This is a genomic window from Faecalibacterium hominis (ex Afrizal et al. 2022) (genome assembly GCF_049545105.1).
Taxonomy (GTDB): Bacteria; Bacillota; Clostridia; order Oscillospirales; family Ruminococcaceae; genus Faecalibacterium; species Faecalibacterium duncaniae.
The window spans coordinates 2,305,352-2,321,885 of sequence record NZ_CP186860.1 but is presented as its reverse complement, the minus strand read 5'-3'; the positions used below and the strand labels follow the sequence as shown (position 1 = coordinate 2,321,885).

Annotated in this window: 21 protein-coding genes; 2 read left to right on the top strand and 19 right to left on the bottom strand. The window is 49.1% G+C overall.

Annotated elements, in window-relative coordinates; genetic code table 11:
- Positions 1-170: 170 nt before the first annotated feature.
- Positions 171-332 (bottom strand): hypothetical protein, encoded by a 162-nt coding sequence (locus ACKXGA_RS11200; RefSeq protein WP_242990350.1) that lies wholly within the window; start codon positions 330-332, stop codon positions 171-173.
- Positions 333-740: 408 nt separating this feature from the next.
- On the opposite strand from ACKXGA_RS11200, the gene ACKXGA_RS11195 reads away from it, so the two are divergent.
- On the top strand, positions 741-1,850 hold the full coding sequence (locus tag ACKXGA_RS11195) for a hypothetical protein (RefSeq protein ID WP_242990348.1): 1,110 nt from the start codon (positions 741-743) through the stop codon (positions 1,848-1,850).
- 70 nt (positions 1,851-1,920) lie between these two features.
- A complete protein-coding gene (locus tag ACKXGA_RS11190; protein ID WP_117476473.1) occupies positions 1,921-2,097 on the top strand; it encodes a helix-turn-helix domain-containing protein in 177 nt (58 codons plus the stop codon).
- Between the two features lie 130 nt (positions 2,098-2,227).
- Here ACKXGA_RS11190 and ACKXGA_RS11185 read toward each other — a convergent pair whose 3' ends face one another.
- The 18 genes from ACKXGA_RS11185 to ACKXGA_RS11100 form a co-directional block, all read right to left on the bottom strand.
- Positions 2,228-2,605 carry a hypothetical protein gene (locus ACKXGA_RS11185; protein WP_423729510.1) on the bottom strand — a complete coding sequence of 126 codons (378 nt, stop codon included), beginning with the start codon at positions 2,603-2,605 and terminating at the stop codon, positions 2,228-2,230.
- Between the two features lie 88 nt (positions 2,606-2,693).
- On the bottom strand, positions 2,694-3,839 hold the full coding sequence (locus ACKXGA_RS11180) for a hypothetical protein (RefSeq protein WP_423729509.1): 1,146 nt from the start codon (positions 3,837-3,839) through the stop codon (positions 2,694-2,696).
- 249 nt (positions 3,840-4,088) lie between these two features.
- Positions 4,089-4,451 (bottom strand): helix-turn-helix domain-containing protein, encoded by a 363-nt coding sequence (locus tag ACKXGA_RS11175; protein ID WP_117476475.1) that lies wholly within the window; start codon positions 4,449-4,451, stop codon positions 4,089-4,091.
- Positions 4,452-4,596: 145 nt separating this feature from the next.
- Positions 4,597-4,842 carry a hypothetical protein gene (locus tag ACKXGA_RS11170; protein ID WP_117476476.1) on the bottom strand — a complete coding sequence of 82 codons (246 nt, stop codon included), beginning with the start codon at positions 4,840-4,842 and terminating at the stop codon, positions 4,597-4,599.
- A gap of 31 nt (positions 4,843-4,873) precedes the next feature.
- Positions 4,874-5,473 (bottom strand): hypothetical protein, encoded by a 600-nt coding sequence (locus tag ACKXGA_RS11165; protein ID WP_147322105.1) that lies wholly within the window; start codon positions 5,471-5,473, stop codon positions 4,874-4,876.
- 324 nt (positions 5,474-5,797) lie between these two features.
- Positions 5,798-7,261: a hypothetical protein gene (locus tag ACKXGA_RS11160; RefSeq protein WP_117476478.1), complete on the bottom strand. Its 1,464-nt coding sequence runs from the start codon at positions 7,259-7,261 to the stop codon at positions 5,798-5,800.
- A 15-nt stretch (positions 7,262-7,276) separates the two neighbouring features.
- Positions 7,277-8,347: a hypothetical protein gene (locus tag ACKXGA_RS11155; RefSeq protein ID WP_147322106.1), complete on the bottom strand. Its 1,071-nt coding sequence runs from the start codon at positions 8,345-8,347 to the stop codon at positions 7,277-7,279.
- Positions 8,348-8,372: 25 nt separating this feature from the next.
- Complete coding sequence (locus tag ACKXGA_RS11150; protein WP_117476480.1) at positions 8,373-9,311, bottom strand: helix-turn-helix transcriptional regulator; 939 nt, start codon at positions 9,309-9,311, stop codon at positions 8,373-8,375.
- Between the two features lie 165 nt (positions 9,312-9,476).
- Positions 9,477-9,656, bottom strand: coding sequence for a hypothetical protein (locus ACKXGA_RS11145; RefSeq protein WP_117476481.1), 180 nt, complete (start codon positions 9,654-9,656; stop codon positions 9,477-9,479).
- 176 nt (positions 9,657-9,832) lie between these two features.
- A complete protein-coding gene (locus tag ACKXGA_RS11140) occupies positions 9,833-10,525 on the bottom strand; it encodes a recombinase family protein (RefSeq protein ID WP_117476482.1) in 693 nt (230 codons plus the stop codon).
- 148 nt (positions 10,526-10,673) lie between these two features.
- Complete coding sequence (locus tag ACKXGA_RS11135; protein ID WP_423729508.1) at positions 10,674-10,847, bottom strand: LPD28 domain-containing protein; 174 nt, start codon at positions 10,845-10,847, stop codon at positions 10,674-10,676.
- A gap of 265 nt (positions 10,848-11,112) precedes the next feature.
- Positions 11,113-12,318: an IS110 family transposase gene (locus ACKXGA_RS11130; protein WP_117554713.1), complete on the bottom strand. Its 1,206-nt coding sequence runs from the start codon at positions 12,316-12,318 to the stop codon at positions 11,113-11,115.
- 207 nt (positions 12,319-12,525) lie between these two features.
- Positions 12,526-12,756, bottom strand: a complete 231-nt coding sequence (locus ACKXGA_RS11125; protein WP_423729507.1) for an LPD28 domain-containing protein — start codon at positions 12,754-12,756, stop codon at positions 12,526-12,528.
- Positions 12,757-12,769: 13 nt separating this feature from the next.
- A complete protein-coding gene (locus ACKXGA_RS11120) occupies positions 12,770-13,108 on the bottom strand; it encodes a DUF3846 domain-containing protein (RefSeq protein WP_117476484.1) in 339 nt (112 codons plus the stop codon).
- An 18-nt stretch (positions 13,109-13,126) separates the two neighbouring features.
- Positions 13,127-13,843, bottom strand: a complete 717-nt coding sequence (locus tag ACKXGA_RS11115; protein WP_117476485.1) for a DUF1071 domain-containing protein — start codon at positions 13,841-13,843, stop codon at positions 13,127-13,129.
- A gap of 54 nt (positions 13,844-13,897) precedes the next feature.
- Positions 13,898-14,377 carry a hypothetical protein gene (locus tag ACKXGA_RS11110; protein ID WP_423729506.1) on the bottom strand — a complete coding sequence of 160 codons (480 nt, stop codon included), beginning with the start codon at positions 14,375-14,377 and terminating at the stop codon, positions 13,898-13,900.
- A 138-nt stretch (positions 14,378-14,515) separates the two neighbouring features.
- Positions 14,516-16,138: a recombinase family protein gene (locus ACKXGA_RS11105; RefSeq protein WP_423729505.1), complete on the bottom strand. Its 1,623-nt coding sequence runs from the start codon at positions 16,136-16,138 to the stop codon at positions 14,516-14,518.
- Positions 16,139-16,234: 96 nt separating this feature from the next.
- A complete protein-coding gene (locus tag ACKXGA_RS11100) occupies positions 16,235-16,528 on the bottom strand; it encodes a hypothetical protein (protein ID WP_097782879.1) in 294 nt (97 codons plus the stop codon).
- Positions 16,529-16,534 lie beyond the last annotated feature (6 nt).

The following is a 16,534-nucleotide window of genomic DNA, read 5'->3' as shown; positions in this document are numbered from 1 at the left end:
CTATTATTATAGCTCATTTCTGCTTTTTATTCTAGCATTTCAGAAAATTTTATTCTCACATCAATTTTATAAAGCAAAATCAAAGAGTAAAAAGTTTTCATTTATACAAAAAGCGAAGCTTCCCGCAGCATTTTATCTGCGCAAAAGCTCCGCCTCATGGTGATTATCTTTTAGTAGAACTGAATTTCGGCACCGCTTTCCTCTGCAATTCGAATCACCTCATCCACGCATTGACCCGCCTCTTCCTCTGTATCGGGGTCGTAGGTATAGTTAAAATAGACCGACGTATTATAGACTGCCTCCGGCATATCTCCAAAGTAGATGTTCAGCATGGTATCACCTCGCAGATGTGAGTCACTTGTTATTATTGTACCTTCTTTCCACTCACAAAACAAGATACAAAATGCCCGCTGGCTCTTGATAAAGAAAACCAGACCTGTCTGATCAGACGAAAACCATCCCAAATGTCGAAACTGGATTTATTGCAATCTGTAATGATTTTTCCATTTGTCACAATGAAATTGAAGGGCAGAAATCAAAAATACACTACCTATGATCAAATCGCCCTATAAGAAATCCCAAAAAGCAGTTTATTATCATCCTATTAGATTTCGATCTATGGATAACAGTGTCATAAATCACCAGATAGAATGCTATGCGTTTTTATAGTAGTTGTTCCTCCCGATCAATTTCTATTTGATTCATAACATCCTGATAAATCACAAAATGAGGTGTCTTTTATGACAATGGCAAAGAAGCTCCCACTTTTAGCACCTTCCATTCATACGTTTGAAGTGAATGGAACGTACACGGATTGCGAAGCGAAGCGCACTATATTTATGGCAATTCAAAAAATGGTATCCGCTGGAAAATACTATCGGATTCCGTATCATGGCTCCTCGAAAAAAGGCTACTCTTATAAAAGAAAAGATGGTGGTTTGACCATCACATTGGCAGATTATCCAGACTTTAAGAAGCGATACATAACGTTATCTGGCGTGAACCTTGCTCGGATCGCAGGTGATCCATCTCGTTTAAGTTTAACAGATTTATCGCCAGAAGGTTTGGCCATGCAAGAGCAAGCATTTCTGAATGAATTGGAGCAGCTTGGACTCCTTGAAATCGAGAATTCCATTAAATGGAAAATGCACCGGTTGGATATTACACAAGACTTCTATGTGAAATGTGATCCCTCGCTGATGGTAAAAATCATTCGTTATGCAGGAAGCGTTGACCCGTACAGGAAAGGTCGCGCACTGCACTATAACCAGCACAATGAGATCCGAAGCTGTAAATTTGAAAAAACGTGGTACGATTTTGCACTCTATGACAAGCATCAGCAGCTCTTGAATTGTGAAAAGGAGAGCTATCCGATTTCTCCAGACGATTTGGAACGCTCAAAAAATCTGGTTCGATATGAAATTCAATTAAAGCGCCCCAGTCTGAAAGAATTTGAGCACGATAAGTTGGAATCGAAATCTTCAAAGTTCCAGTTTGGAAATCATGCGCTGTTTCATTATTTTGATAAAATCAGCGATGATATTCCGTTCTTTCTATATCGGTATGCCGTCGATTATTTTGGTAAGCATTCGTGGTATAACGTTCCAACTGCCCTGAAAGCCGTACAAATGAGCAATCTTGATGACGATACCAAAGAACTTGTCCGTGCGTATATCGAAGCGCAGGATGAGCCGGAACTGACCGATAAGATACATCATAAAAAGAAAATCGCAAAGGCTTTGGAAAAAATAGAGATCAACGACGTGATCATCCCTTGTCGCATCCTGAACGATCGTCAATGCGGCAGATTTCCATGTGCGCCCTTATGCACAAGGGTACAAGGGCTTTAAGCGAACAAAAACGATCCGTGCAAAACGGAACGAAAATTTACCAGAATCACAAGAATGGAGTTGATTTTCAATGCTAGACAACTATCCTGATGTCCTGAGCTTCCGGCAGGTCATGGAAATTACGCATGTTGGCAGAAATCTGCTGCTTCGTCTTCTGAACAGCGGCGAAATTCCCGCCTTCAAGATGGGAAAACTCTGGAAGGTTTACAAACAAGACCTGATCCAGTATATGAACCAATGTCAGTGAGCCGTATCCTTCGTTTGGGGCAAAAAGAATCCCGTTGGACTCCGCAGCAGGAATCCAGCGGGATTCGATTCTATCGATCTTTTAATGTGCTCGTCTCAAATTTCAAGAAGGATTTTACGCTCTTATACTTTTACCAAATCTGTATTTCAGCGCCGCTCTCTTCTGCAATTTGGATCACATCATCCACGCACAGGGCTGCTTCTTCCTCTGTAGCGGGGTCGTATGCGTAATATACGTCATAGAGCGCCGGTGCCGGAGCTAGCTCATTGTTATAATCCACCACCTCGTCATAAAATACCATATACTCCGTAAAACGCTCCCACGCAACCTGATTGCTATACTTTCCGCTGTACTCATATACGTCCGTATACAATGCGTTCAGCCATGCAGTATCAAAATCACTCCCATAGCTGAGATAGTATTCTTTTACGTTTTCCGGCATTTCTCCGATTTCATAGTGGCTCACGTCCACAGAGATCTCGCCAGAAAGTTCCGAATAGGTATCCATTCCATTCGTGCTAACAACTTTACGGTCTGATCTGGTAGCCGTCTGGGCAGAATTGTCGGAATCCGTATCCTCTGTGTAGGTTTCGCTCTCAGGTTCTGCCATGCTGACGCTGGAAGATGAATCCGCAAGAGGCATCATCCAGTGCATTTTCCAGTTCATCGAATGCACTGTCCAGCGCATTGCTGCTGGCAAGGCCGTGAGATTCCCGGTAGCTGTCGTTCAGAGCTGAGATCACGCCAAGCTGTTCCAAGGTATTCATGGTATCGCCGTTCCATGTCATCCGGTCGATGCCAAAGGTTTTATCGCTGTTCAGCTTGAAATAAATGCCAATCACGATCTTCTCACCGGTCTGCGTATTCTGCCCGATGCCAGTATAGCTGACATAGGTCACGCCGTTCTGCTCGTAGTTGTCCCATTTGCCGTCCGCAAAGAAGTCATCCAGCACTTCTCCCACGGTAGCTTCCGACGGGAACACATTCAGATAGCTGTCCGAGATACCTTTGGAGCGGGCACTATCCGAATAGAGCGTGGTATAGAGCACATACGCCGCGAATGCAACAAATGCTGCTGTAATCGCCAGTTCAATGACCAGAGGCATCTTGTGTGCGCCGAACAGCTTCCGGACTGCCTCCTTTTCTTCTTCCACCTGCTCCGCAGAAATTTTTTCAGGGTACAGGATGGCGATCACCTGCGACAGCAGAACGCTGCTGAAAACTGCATACAGATATTCTTTCTTACTGCTTTTGGACGGTTTGGTCAGGATGGTCATTTTCAGACCATCGGCTGTGTTTTTCAGTTGATAAGTACCACGCTTTTTGCTGTAAAAGGTCATGGCATCCGCAGTATCTGTGACCTGTTCAACGTCCGGGTTGGCAAATCCACGGCGGATGCGGTCTACGGCTTCCTCCCAGCTCATTCCTTCCGGCAACGGCAGCTGGCCTCTGTCATGCTCCGGGCCGTATACCTTCTTGTAGACATCATCCCGGAAGCCAAAATAGATTACTGCGGCGATCAGAACCCCTAAAAGGACCGACACTGCTCCAGCACCGGTTGCAACACCTGTCACCACGCCTACAACGAACCCCAGCAGCAGCCAGATCTTTAAGGAATCCAGCGCAATGCTTCTGCGGGCAGCTGCGGTAAACAGCGGATGAAAGCCGCTCAGATTTTTGGATTTTCCTTTGGCTTTTTTAGCCTCTGCACTGCCATCATAGATTTCAAATCGTTCTTTCATGATGTTTCCTCCCATCTCAATGGATGCGTAACCTTTTCCGTTCGGAATGATTCCAATGAATCATTTTGATGCTTTTATTATAAAGCGTTGATTGGACACTAATATTGTCCATCCGGCAAACTTCCATTGGGATTTTTCTATATAGCCTTACATAGAAAAACCGCCCCGGCTTCCTATTACGGAAACCAGGGCGGTTTGCTCTTGTTTATTGGTGCTTCTTCAGGCTCTCAATCCTAGCCTTTTGAGATTTTAGTCATACCTGTTCTTGAATGGCTTCCCGTACACCTTTCGGAGAGATTTTTTCAGGTTGACTACCGTTTCTTTAATGATTTTCGCCTCATCGGCAGAGCAGTCCGCAAGCTGTTCGGTCATCCAGCTATCGAACACTGGCTTCGCTTTTTTGATTTCGATGCAAAGCAGCTCATCCGCCGAGCAGTCCAGCGCGTTGATGATGTCGATCAGCGTTTTCAGGCTTGGCACAGAGTTGCCCGTTTCGATATGGCTGATGTGCGTGACCACCACGCCGACCTCATTGGCCAGCTGCTCCTGCGTCATGCCCTTTGCAAGGCGGCAGGCACGGATGCGTTTTCCGATGTCGGCGTAGTCCACCATAGTACAAGTACCCTCCGTTTTGTGAAGTGATACTTGTATTGTATGTGCAATCGACCGAGATTGTAATAACCTGAAAGTGCAGTAGACTTTTTAAGAAAAGTTTCTGCCGAGATCACTTTTCTTTGCTCTGTCCCGCCAGTGGCGTTTACTTTTTCTTTGCGCGCAGCTTGGCGTTCTGCTCATTGAGTTCACTGATCTCATCGCTGTTGGTCAGCCAGCCAAGGCCCTTGGAGAGTTCCTTCTTCTTAGCTTCGTTATCGCTGATTTTGGAATCGATCGTCACCCGATTGACGAACTTTGATCCCCCGTAGATAGCCGTCACTGCCGCAGCGCCCAGCAGACCCAGAACGCCGCGAGCCTCATTGCCCATACTTTTTCTTCCGTTGCCCATAATATTTTACTCCTTTGCTTTTATATTATTTTTATTCCATCAAAAGCGGCGTAAAGCCATCTTTTTCGACCTGTTCCCAGAATGCGTCATCCTCTGTCTTACAGTAGTCCTTCAGCATTCCAATGTTGTCCATAATCCATTCCTCATAGAACCTTTGGTACTGTTCCATGATGTCGGAACCATTGCCATTGTTCATCTGCATGATCTGTGCTTCCGTCGGCACGACCTCATTCAGCAGCTCAATGCCCCTCCGGACCGCCTCGATGGCGTTGTCCATCTGCGAGAGGTGAATGCTGCGCAGGAATTTCGGACCCTTGACGATGTTCTCCACGGTTTTGATGCGCACCTTGAGAGATTCTTCAAACTTCATGATGGCATCACGATAATAAGTCTGGACATCTTCCAGATACTGCTGCTGCTTCGCCTCGTCACCATTAGCAACAGCTGCTTTATAGTCCTTGAATCTCACCTGTGCGCTTTCGATAAGAGACCGATCTTTTGCTTCCAGCAGCGCTTCGACCACATGGAATCGCTCATCAAAGTGCTTGAACTGCTCGGTGTAAAGCTCCACCAGAAACCGGCCCAGATTTTCCGGGTTCGTCAGGTTCTTTGCCTGAATGAGTTCCCACACTGCTTGGCTACTCTCATCATCACTCATTGAAAGAGAATGGCTGTACAGTCTGGTCATTATATCTGACACCGATTCTCCTTCAATGAGCTCGCCATTTCGATAGACCTCCATCGTATTTACAACTCGTTCCACAATATCTCTATCGTGGTTTAAAAGAATAGATTTAAGTTTATCTCTGTCCACCGTCCGGCCAGTTTTCTCCTCATAAGCATCCACGCCTTGAGAGATGATCTCGTCTCCGTTCTCTGAAAAGAAACTTTTCATCCTATCCATAAATCCCATCGCAGTTTTCTCCTTTTAAGAAAGTTCTACCATATTTTTCTGTCACTTCAAGACGAATGTCTCTCCTGACCGCATCGCGGCGCAGAACTCGCTGAAATCGCTGTGCTGCAAGGCCAGGCCGGTCTGGTCGGCGTAGGCCAGAATGGCGTACAATGCACGCTCATAGCTGGTGTCCTCGTCGGCAAAGTGATTGAAAGCGTCCAGCAGGCCGTCTAGCTTTGCCTTCTGCTGGCGCTCGTACTGCTCCATGAACTGATTTAGCTGACGGTGATATTCCTGTTCAAGCCGCAGGGACTCTTTCAGCAGAGCCGTCATGCGGTCGTACTCTGCTGCGTTCAGCTCCGCCTGCTGGATAATGGCCCGGGTACAGGACACTACATATGCCGCCGCTGTGTAGACCGCCATAGGCACGAAGGGGTTCGCTACCCCCAGCACCGCACCCACGGCCTTGGTGAAGTAGACCGTGGAGACCGACTTGACCGTTGTGTCCACCAGAGCGTTCTGCAGCTGCTTCCCGGAGAGTTCTCCCTTCGCGTAAGAGTAGAGCGCTGCACCGCCGTCGATGAGGCCCGCCGCCATGATGGTCGCTGCGGTCGAGTCCGGCAGCACCGGCACCGCTGCTTTCTGACCCCCATAGCGGATTGCGGAACTGAGCACGCCGGTACCTCCGCCTCGCAGGGTGCTCTGAACGGTATCGGCTTTTACTTCAGCCAGTGCCTCGTTCAGTTTTTTCCTGTCTTTCAGCACCTCAAAAAGGTTCTGGGTGCCAGAGATGATGGCCGTGGTGACACCGGAAGCCACCGCCATATTCGCCGCCACAGTGCCGACCTCCCGGGCCAGCTGCTGCCCCTCGAAGCGGGCGGCGTACTGCCGCACTGCTGTCTGCGAGACTCTGCCGTCCGAGCCGCAGAGCTTCTGCAGTTCTGCCGTCGTGGTGCCCCCCGAGGCGATGCCAGTGGAAGGGTCTGTCAGGCCGTTCTTCATCAGGTTAGACACAGCATTCTCGTAAGCGACTTTTGAAATTTCACCGTTTTCAAGCATCTCCTGCAGGCAGTTCTCAATGTCTGCTATCTGGTCTGTGGGCGCAATGCGTTGCATCCCCATATACTTGGGGTTTACAAAGTTCCGTGCGGCCCGCCATGGGCTGTTGTTGTACTTTGCTTGTCCCCGGCCCACAATGCGGCCATCTTTCTGCATCCGAAAGTCATCCGGTGCCGTATGCCCGCCGTAGCCGCCTCGGTCTGCGCCGAGGTCTGTCACCGGATTTCGGTCGAAACGGTGGCCCTGATTCGCCATGTTCGTCTGCAGCTTTGCGGCCTCGATGTACTCAAAGAGGTTTCCCTTGGACTGGTCGAACCCCACCTTCGAGACTCGCCCAGCCTTGTACAGAAGCTCTCCCATCGAATCGATTGCAGTATCCGTGCCCATCTGCACATTGCGGGAAGCCTCGTTCCCCGCAAAGACACCAGCCCGGCTCCAGAGTTCTTTTTCTTCTTTGTCCCTCACAGCTCTCCCTTTCTCTTACCAGACACCCCACGAACCCTGCGAAGCCGCCGAGTATGCGGCCTTGGCGTCTTTCAGGACAGTTTGTGCCTCGGGGTCCAGTTCACCGTCTTTTGTCAACAGCGATACAGACAGGATGGACTGCATCACCTGCGCCATCAGCCACGACTGTTGAAGCTTCTTCTGTTCCGCCACAGTCAGGCTGTCGAAATCGACCTTTTCGCCATGAAGACCAACGCCCATCCGGCGCCGCCGCTGCTCTGCACGATACTTGATAAGCTGCAGTTCATTCACAATCTGACCGAATGGACTGCGGAACCGCACCAGAAAGCGGGAATAATCCTCGGCGATGTCAGCGGTCTTTTTCATAAAATCGACCAGCACAGCCGTCTTTTCCACAGCTTCATCGACTTCTGCCGCTTTCGCTCTTGCGTAGGCCAAATTCTCCTTGGCCTTGGCGTCCCGAACAAAGCCTGAGACGGCCAGCGCCGGCCCGACGACGATGCCGCCCAGAACCGCCGTGCCGCCGGCCATACCAAGGCCGCCGGCCGCCAAAGAGCCACCGCCGAACCATGCCAGCGTTGCATTGGTCGCCGCCGCACCGGACAGGCTTGCGATGGCCGTGCCCGTGGAGGCCGATGCAAACATCATGGCACCGCCGTAGGCAGCAACGCCGGCCAGCGCACCGGATCCCAGAGAAGCCGCACCGGCCTGTGCGATTTCCACCGCCTTCATGGACGCAGTCTGCATCTCTTTCAGGCTCTGCCAGCCCTGAGCTTTCGTCTTCGGCAGGTCGTCCAGCGCAATGCCCCTGTCATTCCGGACATTATTAAAGGAGCTGAAGACAGAGACGAAGTCTTTCATCTCCTTCGCCCCGACATCGATTCTCAACGCACCCAGCCGGTCAAAGCACCCTTTCAGGTGCTTCCGCTCTGCATTCTCTGCCTCCTGCGCTTCCTCGTAGGCGCTCTGCGCCTCGGCCATGATCTGCTTTGCGTCTTTATTTTTCGCATGTGCGGCCACACCTTTTCCTGCACCGGCCGCACCGGCGAGGATGGAACCGCCCAGCAATATGAATGGGACTGGCATCTCGCTTCCTCCTGTTCTTTTGTGTTTATTCTTCCGGGATGACCCTCACGTAACCGCCCTGACTCCGTATCCACATGTTGATACCCGTCCCGAACACCTCGGCTTCCACGATCCAACCTTTTTCCGTCACCTGCAAAACCTTTGCAGTCGGCAATCTATCCAATACTGACTCCAGGCTCGGTCCGGTATACTCAAACCGGATGGTCTGCAGCTCGCCGCCGTACATGAACTGGATGCGTTTGCGCATCTCGCCTTCCTGAAAGCGATCAGCGTACCGCTGGGTAAAGTGCCGGTCAAGGGTCTTATAGCTCTGGATACGGTCAATGCGGTAAATCGTCGGGGAATTATCCTGCGGGTTCTTGAAATGCTTATCCTTGTCGATGCCCTCAATAAACGCAGCCAGATAGAAATAATACTCGCTGAACAGGATGCCCACCGGCTCAATAGTGCGCACACGAGTCTCGCCATCGTGGGTGCGGCAGTAGGTAATCTCCATAACATTGTGATTTTCTACTGCCGTACCAATCTCCCACAGACTCTCGATAAACTTCCGGCCATGCTGCGGCTCAACGTAATGGAAGCGTTCGTTGCTGATGAGGTCTTTGACCTGATTCAACCGATCCAGCGGTGTGCAAGCCCAGATCAGCTTGTCCAGAATCGGGAACATCTCCTCCTTGACCATTGAGCGGCTCTCCAGCAGGATCTTGCACACTGCCAGAATCTCGCTGCTGGTGAGGAAGCGTGAAAGCGTATCATCCAGCAGATAGCCGCCCTTTGCGGAGTTGTATAAGATTTCCCGGCGCGGCTCACTATCGGCAAAATGGTTGCGCAGGGTGTCAAGGTCGCGCTGGATGGTTTTCTCACTGACACCGAAGCGATCAGCCATCTGCTGTTTGTTCAGCACACCACCCTGTACCAGCACCTGCTGGATATAGAGTATACGGTCCAATCTACTATTACGCACAGTTTATTCTCCTTCTCTGTTCATTGTAACACAACACAACTATCACTGCAATTCTTTGTGTGAAGTTTTGTCGTTTCACGGAATTACAAAAAAATTTTTGTCTCTTTTGCACAACCCCAGTATACAAAAAAAGATGGACAGACCGCCTGTCCATCTCCCAAAAAGTCAAGGCAGACTATTCTTAAACTGCCAACCTCTTTTGAAGCGATAGGCACTGTTCATCAGCTCGTCTGTGATGGTGTAAAGCGCCCGGCGTGGCGAACCATATCCGCCAATCAGCCCAATCACAATCGCAAGATTCAGCACAAATGCAATGCTCAACAGCACCATCAAAAATTTTCTCATACGCACTTCTCCTTCTGTCTTATGATTCCGTCACTTTTCTGCCCTCATTATACGGATTTGGCTGGACGGTATGGTTGTCCATCCTACACAAGCCACAAAAAAGGAACACGGCGTTCTCATTTTGAATGTACCGTGTTCCTTCTGTCCGTTTTTGCAGCACTTCTTCTACATAGAAGTCAATCCTTCATTTCAGCGTCCTCCCGAATCTGACGCTTATATTTATAATAGGTATTCCGGGCAAGACCTGTGAGTTTCATGCCCTCGGCATCGTCAAGTGTGCCGCCAAAGGTCTTGCAATGGGTGCGGATGATCTTTTTGGCTTCTCTGGCTTTCTTCGTTTCAAAGCTAACACCCTTTTTGCGGCCAACCTGCTTACCATTCAGTCGGGCCGTCAGAAGTCCCTCACGGGTGCGCTGGTGCAGATCGGCAACTTCTTTTTCGGATTGCTCAAAGGCCAGCTTGATTTGCTCCTTTGCCAAGGCCATCAGATACTCGTTGATGCCCTTCAAGATGAAGTCTACATTCGTCCCTGTCATGGCAATGCTGCCGGACAGGGCTTTTTTGTAGGTCTCGGTATCGATGTGGTGCTCTTTCAAGAACACCAGTCGGATGTCATTATGATAGAGGTTCTCATACAAAGCAAAACCTTCTTCTGCATTTCTGGACATCCGGGACACCGAATCGAACACTACCACATCTCCGGCTCTCAGAATCCGGTAGAGCTTCAGCCATTCCGGGCGGGTGATGGATGTGCCGGTGTAAGCTTCCTGCACGATATGGGCAGTCGGGTATTCTGCCTTGATGTTGCGGATCTGGCGGTCGATACTCTGTTTTGCAGTGGAAATTCTGCAATAGCCATAAATACTCATAACTCTTTTCTTTCTGTATCAAAAATGCCGTTCGTTATTTTAGCGTTGCCGATTTGCTGCCGCAACCCTCTCAAATGATAGAGCATTTGATACTCTTTTACCTCTACAGCATTTTTAATACTTTTCCGGCACAAGTTTTCTGTTATTCCTACTTCACATAGGTCTTTATAAATTCTTCCGCTGTGACACATGGCTTTTGATTTTTCTCTGTTCCTCCAAACGGAACGTAGTTCCAGTCGGTGTCCTCGTCAATATATCGCCGCCCACCGTCCGGCAGTTCCAGCGGTTCCGCAAGGATGATGGTGCCCCAGTGGTTGACCATCACAAAGACCTGCTAATAAAAGTCAAGCCCTAAAATAAGAAAATTCGCCAACCAACCGCTGCCCATGACAAACAGCATTCAAATGCTAGTCAAAACACAGCGAGGGCGACGGAGGGGATAGCAAAGCAAGCCCAGCCAGCCCCCGCAAAATCAGGATAGCATTTGAATGCTTCGGTTTGTCAAGGGTTCGCTGCGCCAGCTAAGTGGTTCTTTGGATTTAGCTCAGGCTCAAGAGGAAATTACGTCCAAAAACAAATATCCATGCTTACTGTGAGCGTTCGGAGTCCATTACAGCTTTCACTTTAGCGTAGTAGATTCGTAAGAACTTGTTGGCCGAAGCCATCATGTAAACTTTGTAGGGCTTTCCCTCTGAGCGCTTTTTGTTCATGAACTGAAAAACAGGTTCATCCTGTGGCTGTGTTTGCAAAATAACAGTCATAATCAGAAAAAGTGTTCTTCGCAAAACTGCTGAACCAACTTTGCTGATTCCTTTGTCATTCCCAACGACCTTGCCAGAGTCGTTTGGCTGCGGCTCAATTCCCGCAAAAGCAATGAGAGATTTCTTGGAGGAAAAGCGGCGGACATCTCCGATTTCGGCCATCAGCTGAGGGCCGAGAGAAGGGCCGACGCCGTACATTTCCATCACGGTGTCAAATTCAGGAAGCTGCTGAGAGAGGCGAAGCATTTCCTGCCGGAATGCAGCAACTGACTGAGATACGGCTTTCAATTGAGCGACCTGTTGCTGGATAAGGAGTTTTGAGGTGGGCGATTTCGGAAGAGAAGCGGAATTAACGGCACAGGCATAGATCTCGTCCGATTTTGAACGAGTGAAAACGTATCCGTGTTTCTGGCACCACTTCAGATATTTTTTGGCAAAAGCATTCGCAGAAAGACTTGAAACGCACTCGCTGTGCCAGAAGTCTCCAATAAAATCGACCCATTTCTCGCACCCATTGTTCTTCACGGGGCTTGAAAACAATTTATTTGCATCTGGAAAGGTCAGGTCAAGAGATGAAATCAGATTATTCTTCAGCATAGTACGAATCGCTACGGCCTGCTGGTATTGGCGATAACAATTTTTCAAAGCCAGCCGGGTATCATCTTCTGGAAGGTACTGCCGCAGCCGTGTCCACTTGTCGAGCGTATAGTTGGCGATTTTAACAGCGTCTTTTTTGTCCGTCTTGACACGTCTTAAACTGTTGTTGTCGTAGTCGTGAATTAGAACAGGGTTGACTACGGAAACAAATAAGCCCGCATCGTGTAAAACGAAAGCAACCGGTTTGTGGTAATTCCCGGTGGCTTCCAGAACAACGCGGGTCTCTCCGTCCAGAGCTTTGAGCTTCTCCGCCAGATCGTGCAGGTTCTGGGCGGTATGTAAAACTTCAAAAGGTTCGAGTACCACTTCTCCGAAGGGGCGCATAACACAAACCATGCTCTTCCCTTTGGAAACGTCAATGCCTACTGCGTTCATGATCTTTCCTCCATTTTTTGTATTTGCAACCGGAATCCATCTTTACTCGTTGCCGATTCAATCTATTGGGTGACACGAACGCTCCGCTTGGCGGTGGCTCAACCTGCTTAAAACGAATGCTACAACAAGAGAGATGGCGAACTGTCTTTGTTGCGGGCGTAACTGCCCAGGGCGCAATGCGTCAGCCGATTACTCTCTTATTGTAACTTAGGTACGAGTTGGAATGGAATATGGCTGGCTACCATATCCGGTCCCAACCCTATTGTAATAGGGCGCAATCTCACAAGGGATGCCCCGGCACTCGTCATCATGCCGGACATCGTAGGCGTACAGGCCGTCCGGGATGGTATCTCTCTTGATGCGGATGCTGGTGAACAGTGCAGGCTTTCCGCAAACTGTAATCTTCTCGTAGTGTTCGGTCATTGCATTAAAGGTCATAGGACGTTCCTCCTTAAATTTCAATGATAAAAGCTCTGAATTTCTCTTTGTAGAAGTCCATTGCGCTCTGCGGCAGAGAAGTCATATTTCCTTCGTTGTCACATCCGGCCAGAAATCCCGGCCCGGCAAGAACATCGGCTCCATCCCACAGCGGACGATTGAGCGGCAGGCCGAGCAGCTTGCCTTCATCATTGCAGACCAGTGTGACCTCTGAACCGGTGTCACGTAAGGTAATGCATTCGATCAGCCCGCCTACAAAGTTCTGCATGGCTTCAAGGGTGTTGTTCAGTTCGATTTCCTTTGGCAGTTCCATCGGCAGGAGCGCAAGGACTTTGATTTTTTCTTCTTTCATCGTAAAATCTCCTTCTCCTTATGCTACGTTTAGCCTTGTAGCCTTATAGCAGTCTGCGCACATTCCCTCATGGGTGGCGGCAAACTCTGCCGCCTGCATGATGGAGCCGTCCTTCAGCTTGACCCTCTTGATGGGCTGGTTGCACCGGGCACAGATGCAGGGCACAGGCGGCTGTTCCTGCTTTTGGCTGGTGGATTTCGGCTTCGGCTGCTGTTGCGGTTCTGCCTCCGGCTGCGGTGCAGCATCTTCCGGCAAATCTTCTCCGGCATAAACGTACAGGCCCAGCCCAAACATAGCGAGGTTCTTCACCAAACACCGCATGATAGCCTTATTCACATCGAACATAGAGGCTGCTTCTACGGTGCGCTCTTCCATGCCGACCTTTTCACGGCGGCGGGTCTGCGGATTGTAGTCCCATTTCGGGGTGGAGTAGGTGTAAGGCACAGCTTTCATGGCTTTGTTTGCGCCATCCAGTACAGGTAGCCACATTTCATGCGAAACGCCCTCAATCGTGACCGAGGTATACACCATGAAGCCGGTTATGGGGTCATAAACATAGGGCAGGCCGTTGAATTTCTTGACCTCGTAGCTGGCAGCGGGATACAGCTTCTTCACCTCTGCCCAGGCGTACGCCCAGCTTACATATTTCAGTTCCGTGTTGCCGGACTTTTTGACTTCCAGATGATCTTTGAAGTCGATAGCAAATAATTTTACGAATGGATTTTCCGTAGCCATAATAACCCTCCAAGAAAAAAGGCGGCAGAGAATTTACTCCCTGCCGCCATACAATTATGCCGCATGAACGATGGTGAACCTGCGGCTGCTCACATTTTTGCTGTACTGGTTGAAGATGTCCGGCTGCTCTTTCCGCAGTCGCTGAGAATCCACACGCTTGCTTTCGGAGGATACCCACGACACCTTATAGCCCGGTGCTGTGCCATAGGCAGCATCCTGCATTTGCAGCTTGACCTGTTGCTCGATGGCCGTCTTTTCCTGTTCCATCTGCTCGATTTGGTCGGAAATCTCCTGCCGCTTATCCAGAAGTCCATGCAAGGCACTCAGGTCAGCAGTCTTGTCCCGGTTGTCTACCTCATAAAGCTGGTTGATCTGCTGGGTGTCACAATCGCAACCGTTGGGTGCAGGGGGAATCTGGGGCACAACATGGTTCGTCCAGAAAAGCTCTTCCTTATCAATAAGATCAGAAAGCACCTGTTTATCCGTTACAATTTTGTGGATCACCAGCTCTCTGCCGAAAATCAGAGCCGCCATATACCAGCAGTCGAAACCGCTGACAGCCAGATAGTGGTCAACCTGCGCCAGATAGTGAGCCGGGAGAATCCCTCACTTAAAGATATTGGTTATGTACTAGGTGTGCAACCGTTCGATTGCACACCCTTTTATAATGCGTCACTCGACTTTGCCGATAAAACGGTAAAAAATTTCAACTTCCTGTTCTCTGGTGCCATCTTCATGCTTGACAGCTTCGTGAATGAGAATCTTTTCAATCAGAGCATTTAGAAGTTCGGCGGTCAATTGTGTGGGGTTGACGTACTTTTTCATCAACTCAATCCACTTTTCAGCGTCAACAGCGGTCTGAACGGCTGCATCAAGTTCGGCTTGAAGTTCTTGAATCTTTTCGTCCAGTTCATGCTGTTCTGCCTGATACTTTTCGGACAGCATATTGAAATTGTACTCCGTAATACGTCCAACAGACCAGTCCTCATACATTTTGGCGAACAGGTTGTCCACCTCTGCCTTACGCTTTGTGGCCTTTTTGAGTTCGGCAGTCTGTTTTTTCTTGGCGGTGTTGCGTTCTTTGTCGCTGGCATTCAGTAAACGCTGCAAGAGTTTATCTCCATCCTGCTGTGCTTGCTGCGACCAATACTGCACTCTTGCCAGAATATAGGTGTACAGCACATCATATCGAATATAGTGCATGGAACATTGGTGAAAGCCCTGTCCGTTTTTGCTGCAATGGTAATAGCCGTAGGGCTTTTTGTTCTGCTTATTCATACCATAGGCCATCGACCAGCCGCAATCCGCACATTTTACAAGCCCGGAAAAGATTTGCGTTGTTCCGTCTTTCTGTTTTCTACGGCGATGAGCAATCTGCTCCTGCACCTGTCGGAACACATCCGCAGAGATAATAGCTTCGTGGGTGTTCTCCACACGATACCATTCCTCCTGCGGCTTCCGCACCTTTTTCTTGTTCTTGAAAGAGATGTTGCTCTGCTTATTGTGAACGCTGTGACCGATATAGGTTTCTTCTTTCAGGATACTTTTGACCTGCGCTACCGTCCATGCGTAGGACTTCTCTTCCGACGCTCCTGCATAGATGTTAGCAAATGTGCCATACCGCTGAAAATTCAACCAGCCGGGAGTGGGAACCTTTTCATCTACTAAAATATGGGTGATGCTGGCCGCACCGTGTCCATGCACCGCAAGATCAAAGATTTTCTCAATGATCCACTTCGTTTCCGGGTCTACCAGAAGATGCCCTGACTTGTCGGGGTCTTTGATATATCCCAGAGGAGCGTATGCACCATAGTGCGCACCGTTCGCAAATCTTGTCCGCATAGCGGCCTTGACTTTTTTGCTGGTCTGGCGAGCGTGCATCTCATTCAGGATGTTCAGGAACGGAGCGAGTTCGCTTTCGCCGTTGAGAGTGTCCACATTATCGTTGACAGCAATATAGCGGACACCTTTACTCGGAAAGTAGATCTCCGTGTACTGACCTGTCAGAATATAGTTTCGACCTAAACGGGATAAATCCTTTGTTACAACGCAGTTGATTTTGCCTTCCTCAATATCGTTGATCATCCGTTGAAAGCCCGGTCTGTCAAAGTTGGTGCCAGACCAACCATCATCGATATATTCGCCAACAACGGTCAACCCGTGTTCCTCTGCATACTGACGAAGCATCATGCGCTGGGTCTGGATGCTGCCGCTTTCACCCTGCAATTCATCGTCACGGCTTAGTCTAAGGTACAGTGCAGTGTTATAGATCATCGTATTGTTAGGCTGTTTCATAGTAGAGCCTCCTTCTTAAAAGAAACAGCCCACGCTTACAATACTTCTGCTTCCATTATACCGTAAGTGTGGGCTGGATTCAATTCGTTTTTATCATCAGGCGCATCGGTTAGCTGAATACTGAATCACATCTTCCAGCAGTGTGCCGACTGATTTTCCATTTTCTGCGAAATGTTCGGTCATTTTGATTTTGGTGTTGCCACAGTAAAAATAGAGCGTACCGTCTGGCTCTTTAACATAGTAAGACGTGTTCTCAAGAGTAGGTTCGGGACCCGCGTACTCCGAATCCTGCCATTCTTCGAGTAAATTGACAGGTGGTTCACAAATAGGCTCATAACAGGAGCAAAGGTCAATCGCATCGTTCATCATATCAGTGCTTCTATTATCCATTCAGTA

What these genes read in the sequence shown, in the direction of transcription:
- ACKXGA_RS11110 (WP_423729506.1), bottom strand. Translation starts at nt 14,377, where the DNA reads ATGGCGGCTCTGATTTTCGGCAGAGAGCTGGTGATCCACAAAATTGTA.
- ACKXGA_RS11195 (WP_242990348.1), top strand. Translation starts at nt 741, where the DNA reads ATGACAATGGCAAAGAAGCTCCCACTTTTAGCACCTTCCATTCATACG.
- ACKXGA_RS11170 (WP_117476476.1), bottom strand. Translation starts at nt 4,842, where the DNA reads ATGGGCAACGGAAGAAAAAGTATGGGCAATGAGGCTCGCGGCGTTCTG.
- ACKXGA_RS11105 (WP_423729505.1), bottom strand. Translation starts at nt 16,138, where the DNA reads ATGAAACAGCCTAACAATACGATGATCTATAACACTGCACTGTACCTT.
- ACKXGA_RS11190 (WP_117476473.1), top strand. Translation starts at nt 1,921, where the DNA reads ATGCTAGACAACTATCCTGATGTCCTGAGCTTCCGGCAGGTCATGGAA.
- ACKXGA_RS11120 (WP_117476484.1), bottom strand. Translation starts at nt 13,108, where the DNA reads ATGAAAGAAGAAAAAATCAAAGTCCTTGCGCTCCTGCCGATGGAACTG.
- ACKXGA_RS11125 (WP_423729507.1), bottom strand. Translation starts at nt 12,756, where the DNA reads ATGACCTTTAATGCAATGACCGAACACTACGAGAAGATTACAGTTTGC.
- ACKXGA_RS11135 (WP_423729508.1), bottom strand. Translation starts at nt 10,847, where the DNA reads ATGGTCAACCACTGGGGCACCATCATCCTTGCGGAACCGCTGGAACTG.
- ACKXGA_RS11180 (WP_423729509.1), bottom strand. Translation starts at nt 3,839, where the DNA reads ATGAAAGAACGATTTGAAATCTATGATGGCAGTGCAGAGGCTAAAAAA.
- ACKXGA_RS11140 (WP_117476482.1), bottom strand. Translation starts at nt 10,525, where the DNA reads ATGAGTATTTATGGCTATTGCAGAATTTCCACTGCAAAACAGAGTATC.
- ACKXGA_RS11200 (WP_242990350.1), bottom strand. Translation starts at nt 332, where the DNA reads ATGCTGAACATCTACTTTGGAGATATGCCGGAGGCAGTCTATAATACG.
- ACKXGA_RS11115 (WP_117476485.1), bottom strand. Translation starts at nt 13,843, where the DNA reads ATGGCTACGGAAAATCCATTCGTAAAATTATTTGCTATCGACTTCAAA.
- ACKXGA_RS11185 (WP_423729510.1), bottom strand. Translation starts at nt 2,605, where the DNA reads ATGGATACCTATTCGGAACTTTCTGGCGAGATCTCTGTGGACGTGAGC.
- ACKXGA_RS11145 (WP_117476481.1), bottom strand. Translation starts at nt 9,656, where the DNA reads ATGAGAAAATTTTTGATGGTGCTGTTGAGCATTGCATTTGTGCTGAAT.
- ACKXGA_RS11130 (WP_117554713.1), bottom strand. Translation starts at nt 12,318, where the DNA reads ATGAACGCAGTAGGCATTGACGTTTCCAAAGGGAAGAGCATGGTTTGT.
- ACKXGA_RS11175 (WP_117476475.1), bottom strand. Translation starts at nt 4,451, where the DNA reads ATGGTGGACTACGCCGACATCGGAAAACGCATCCGTGCCTGCCGCCTT.
- ACKXGA_RS11155 (WP_147322106.1), bottom strand. Translation starts at nt 8,347, where the DNA reads ATGCCAGTCCCATTCATATTGCTGGGCGGTTCCATCCTCGCCGGTGCG.
- ACKXGA_RS11100 (WP_097782879.1), bottom strand. Translation starts at nt 16,528, where the DNA reads ATGGATAATAGAAGCACTGATATGATGAACGATGCGATTGACCTTTGC.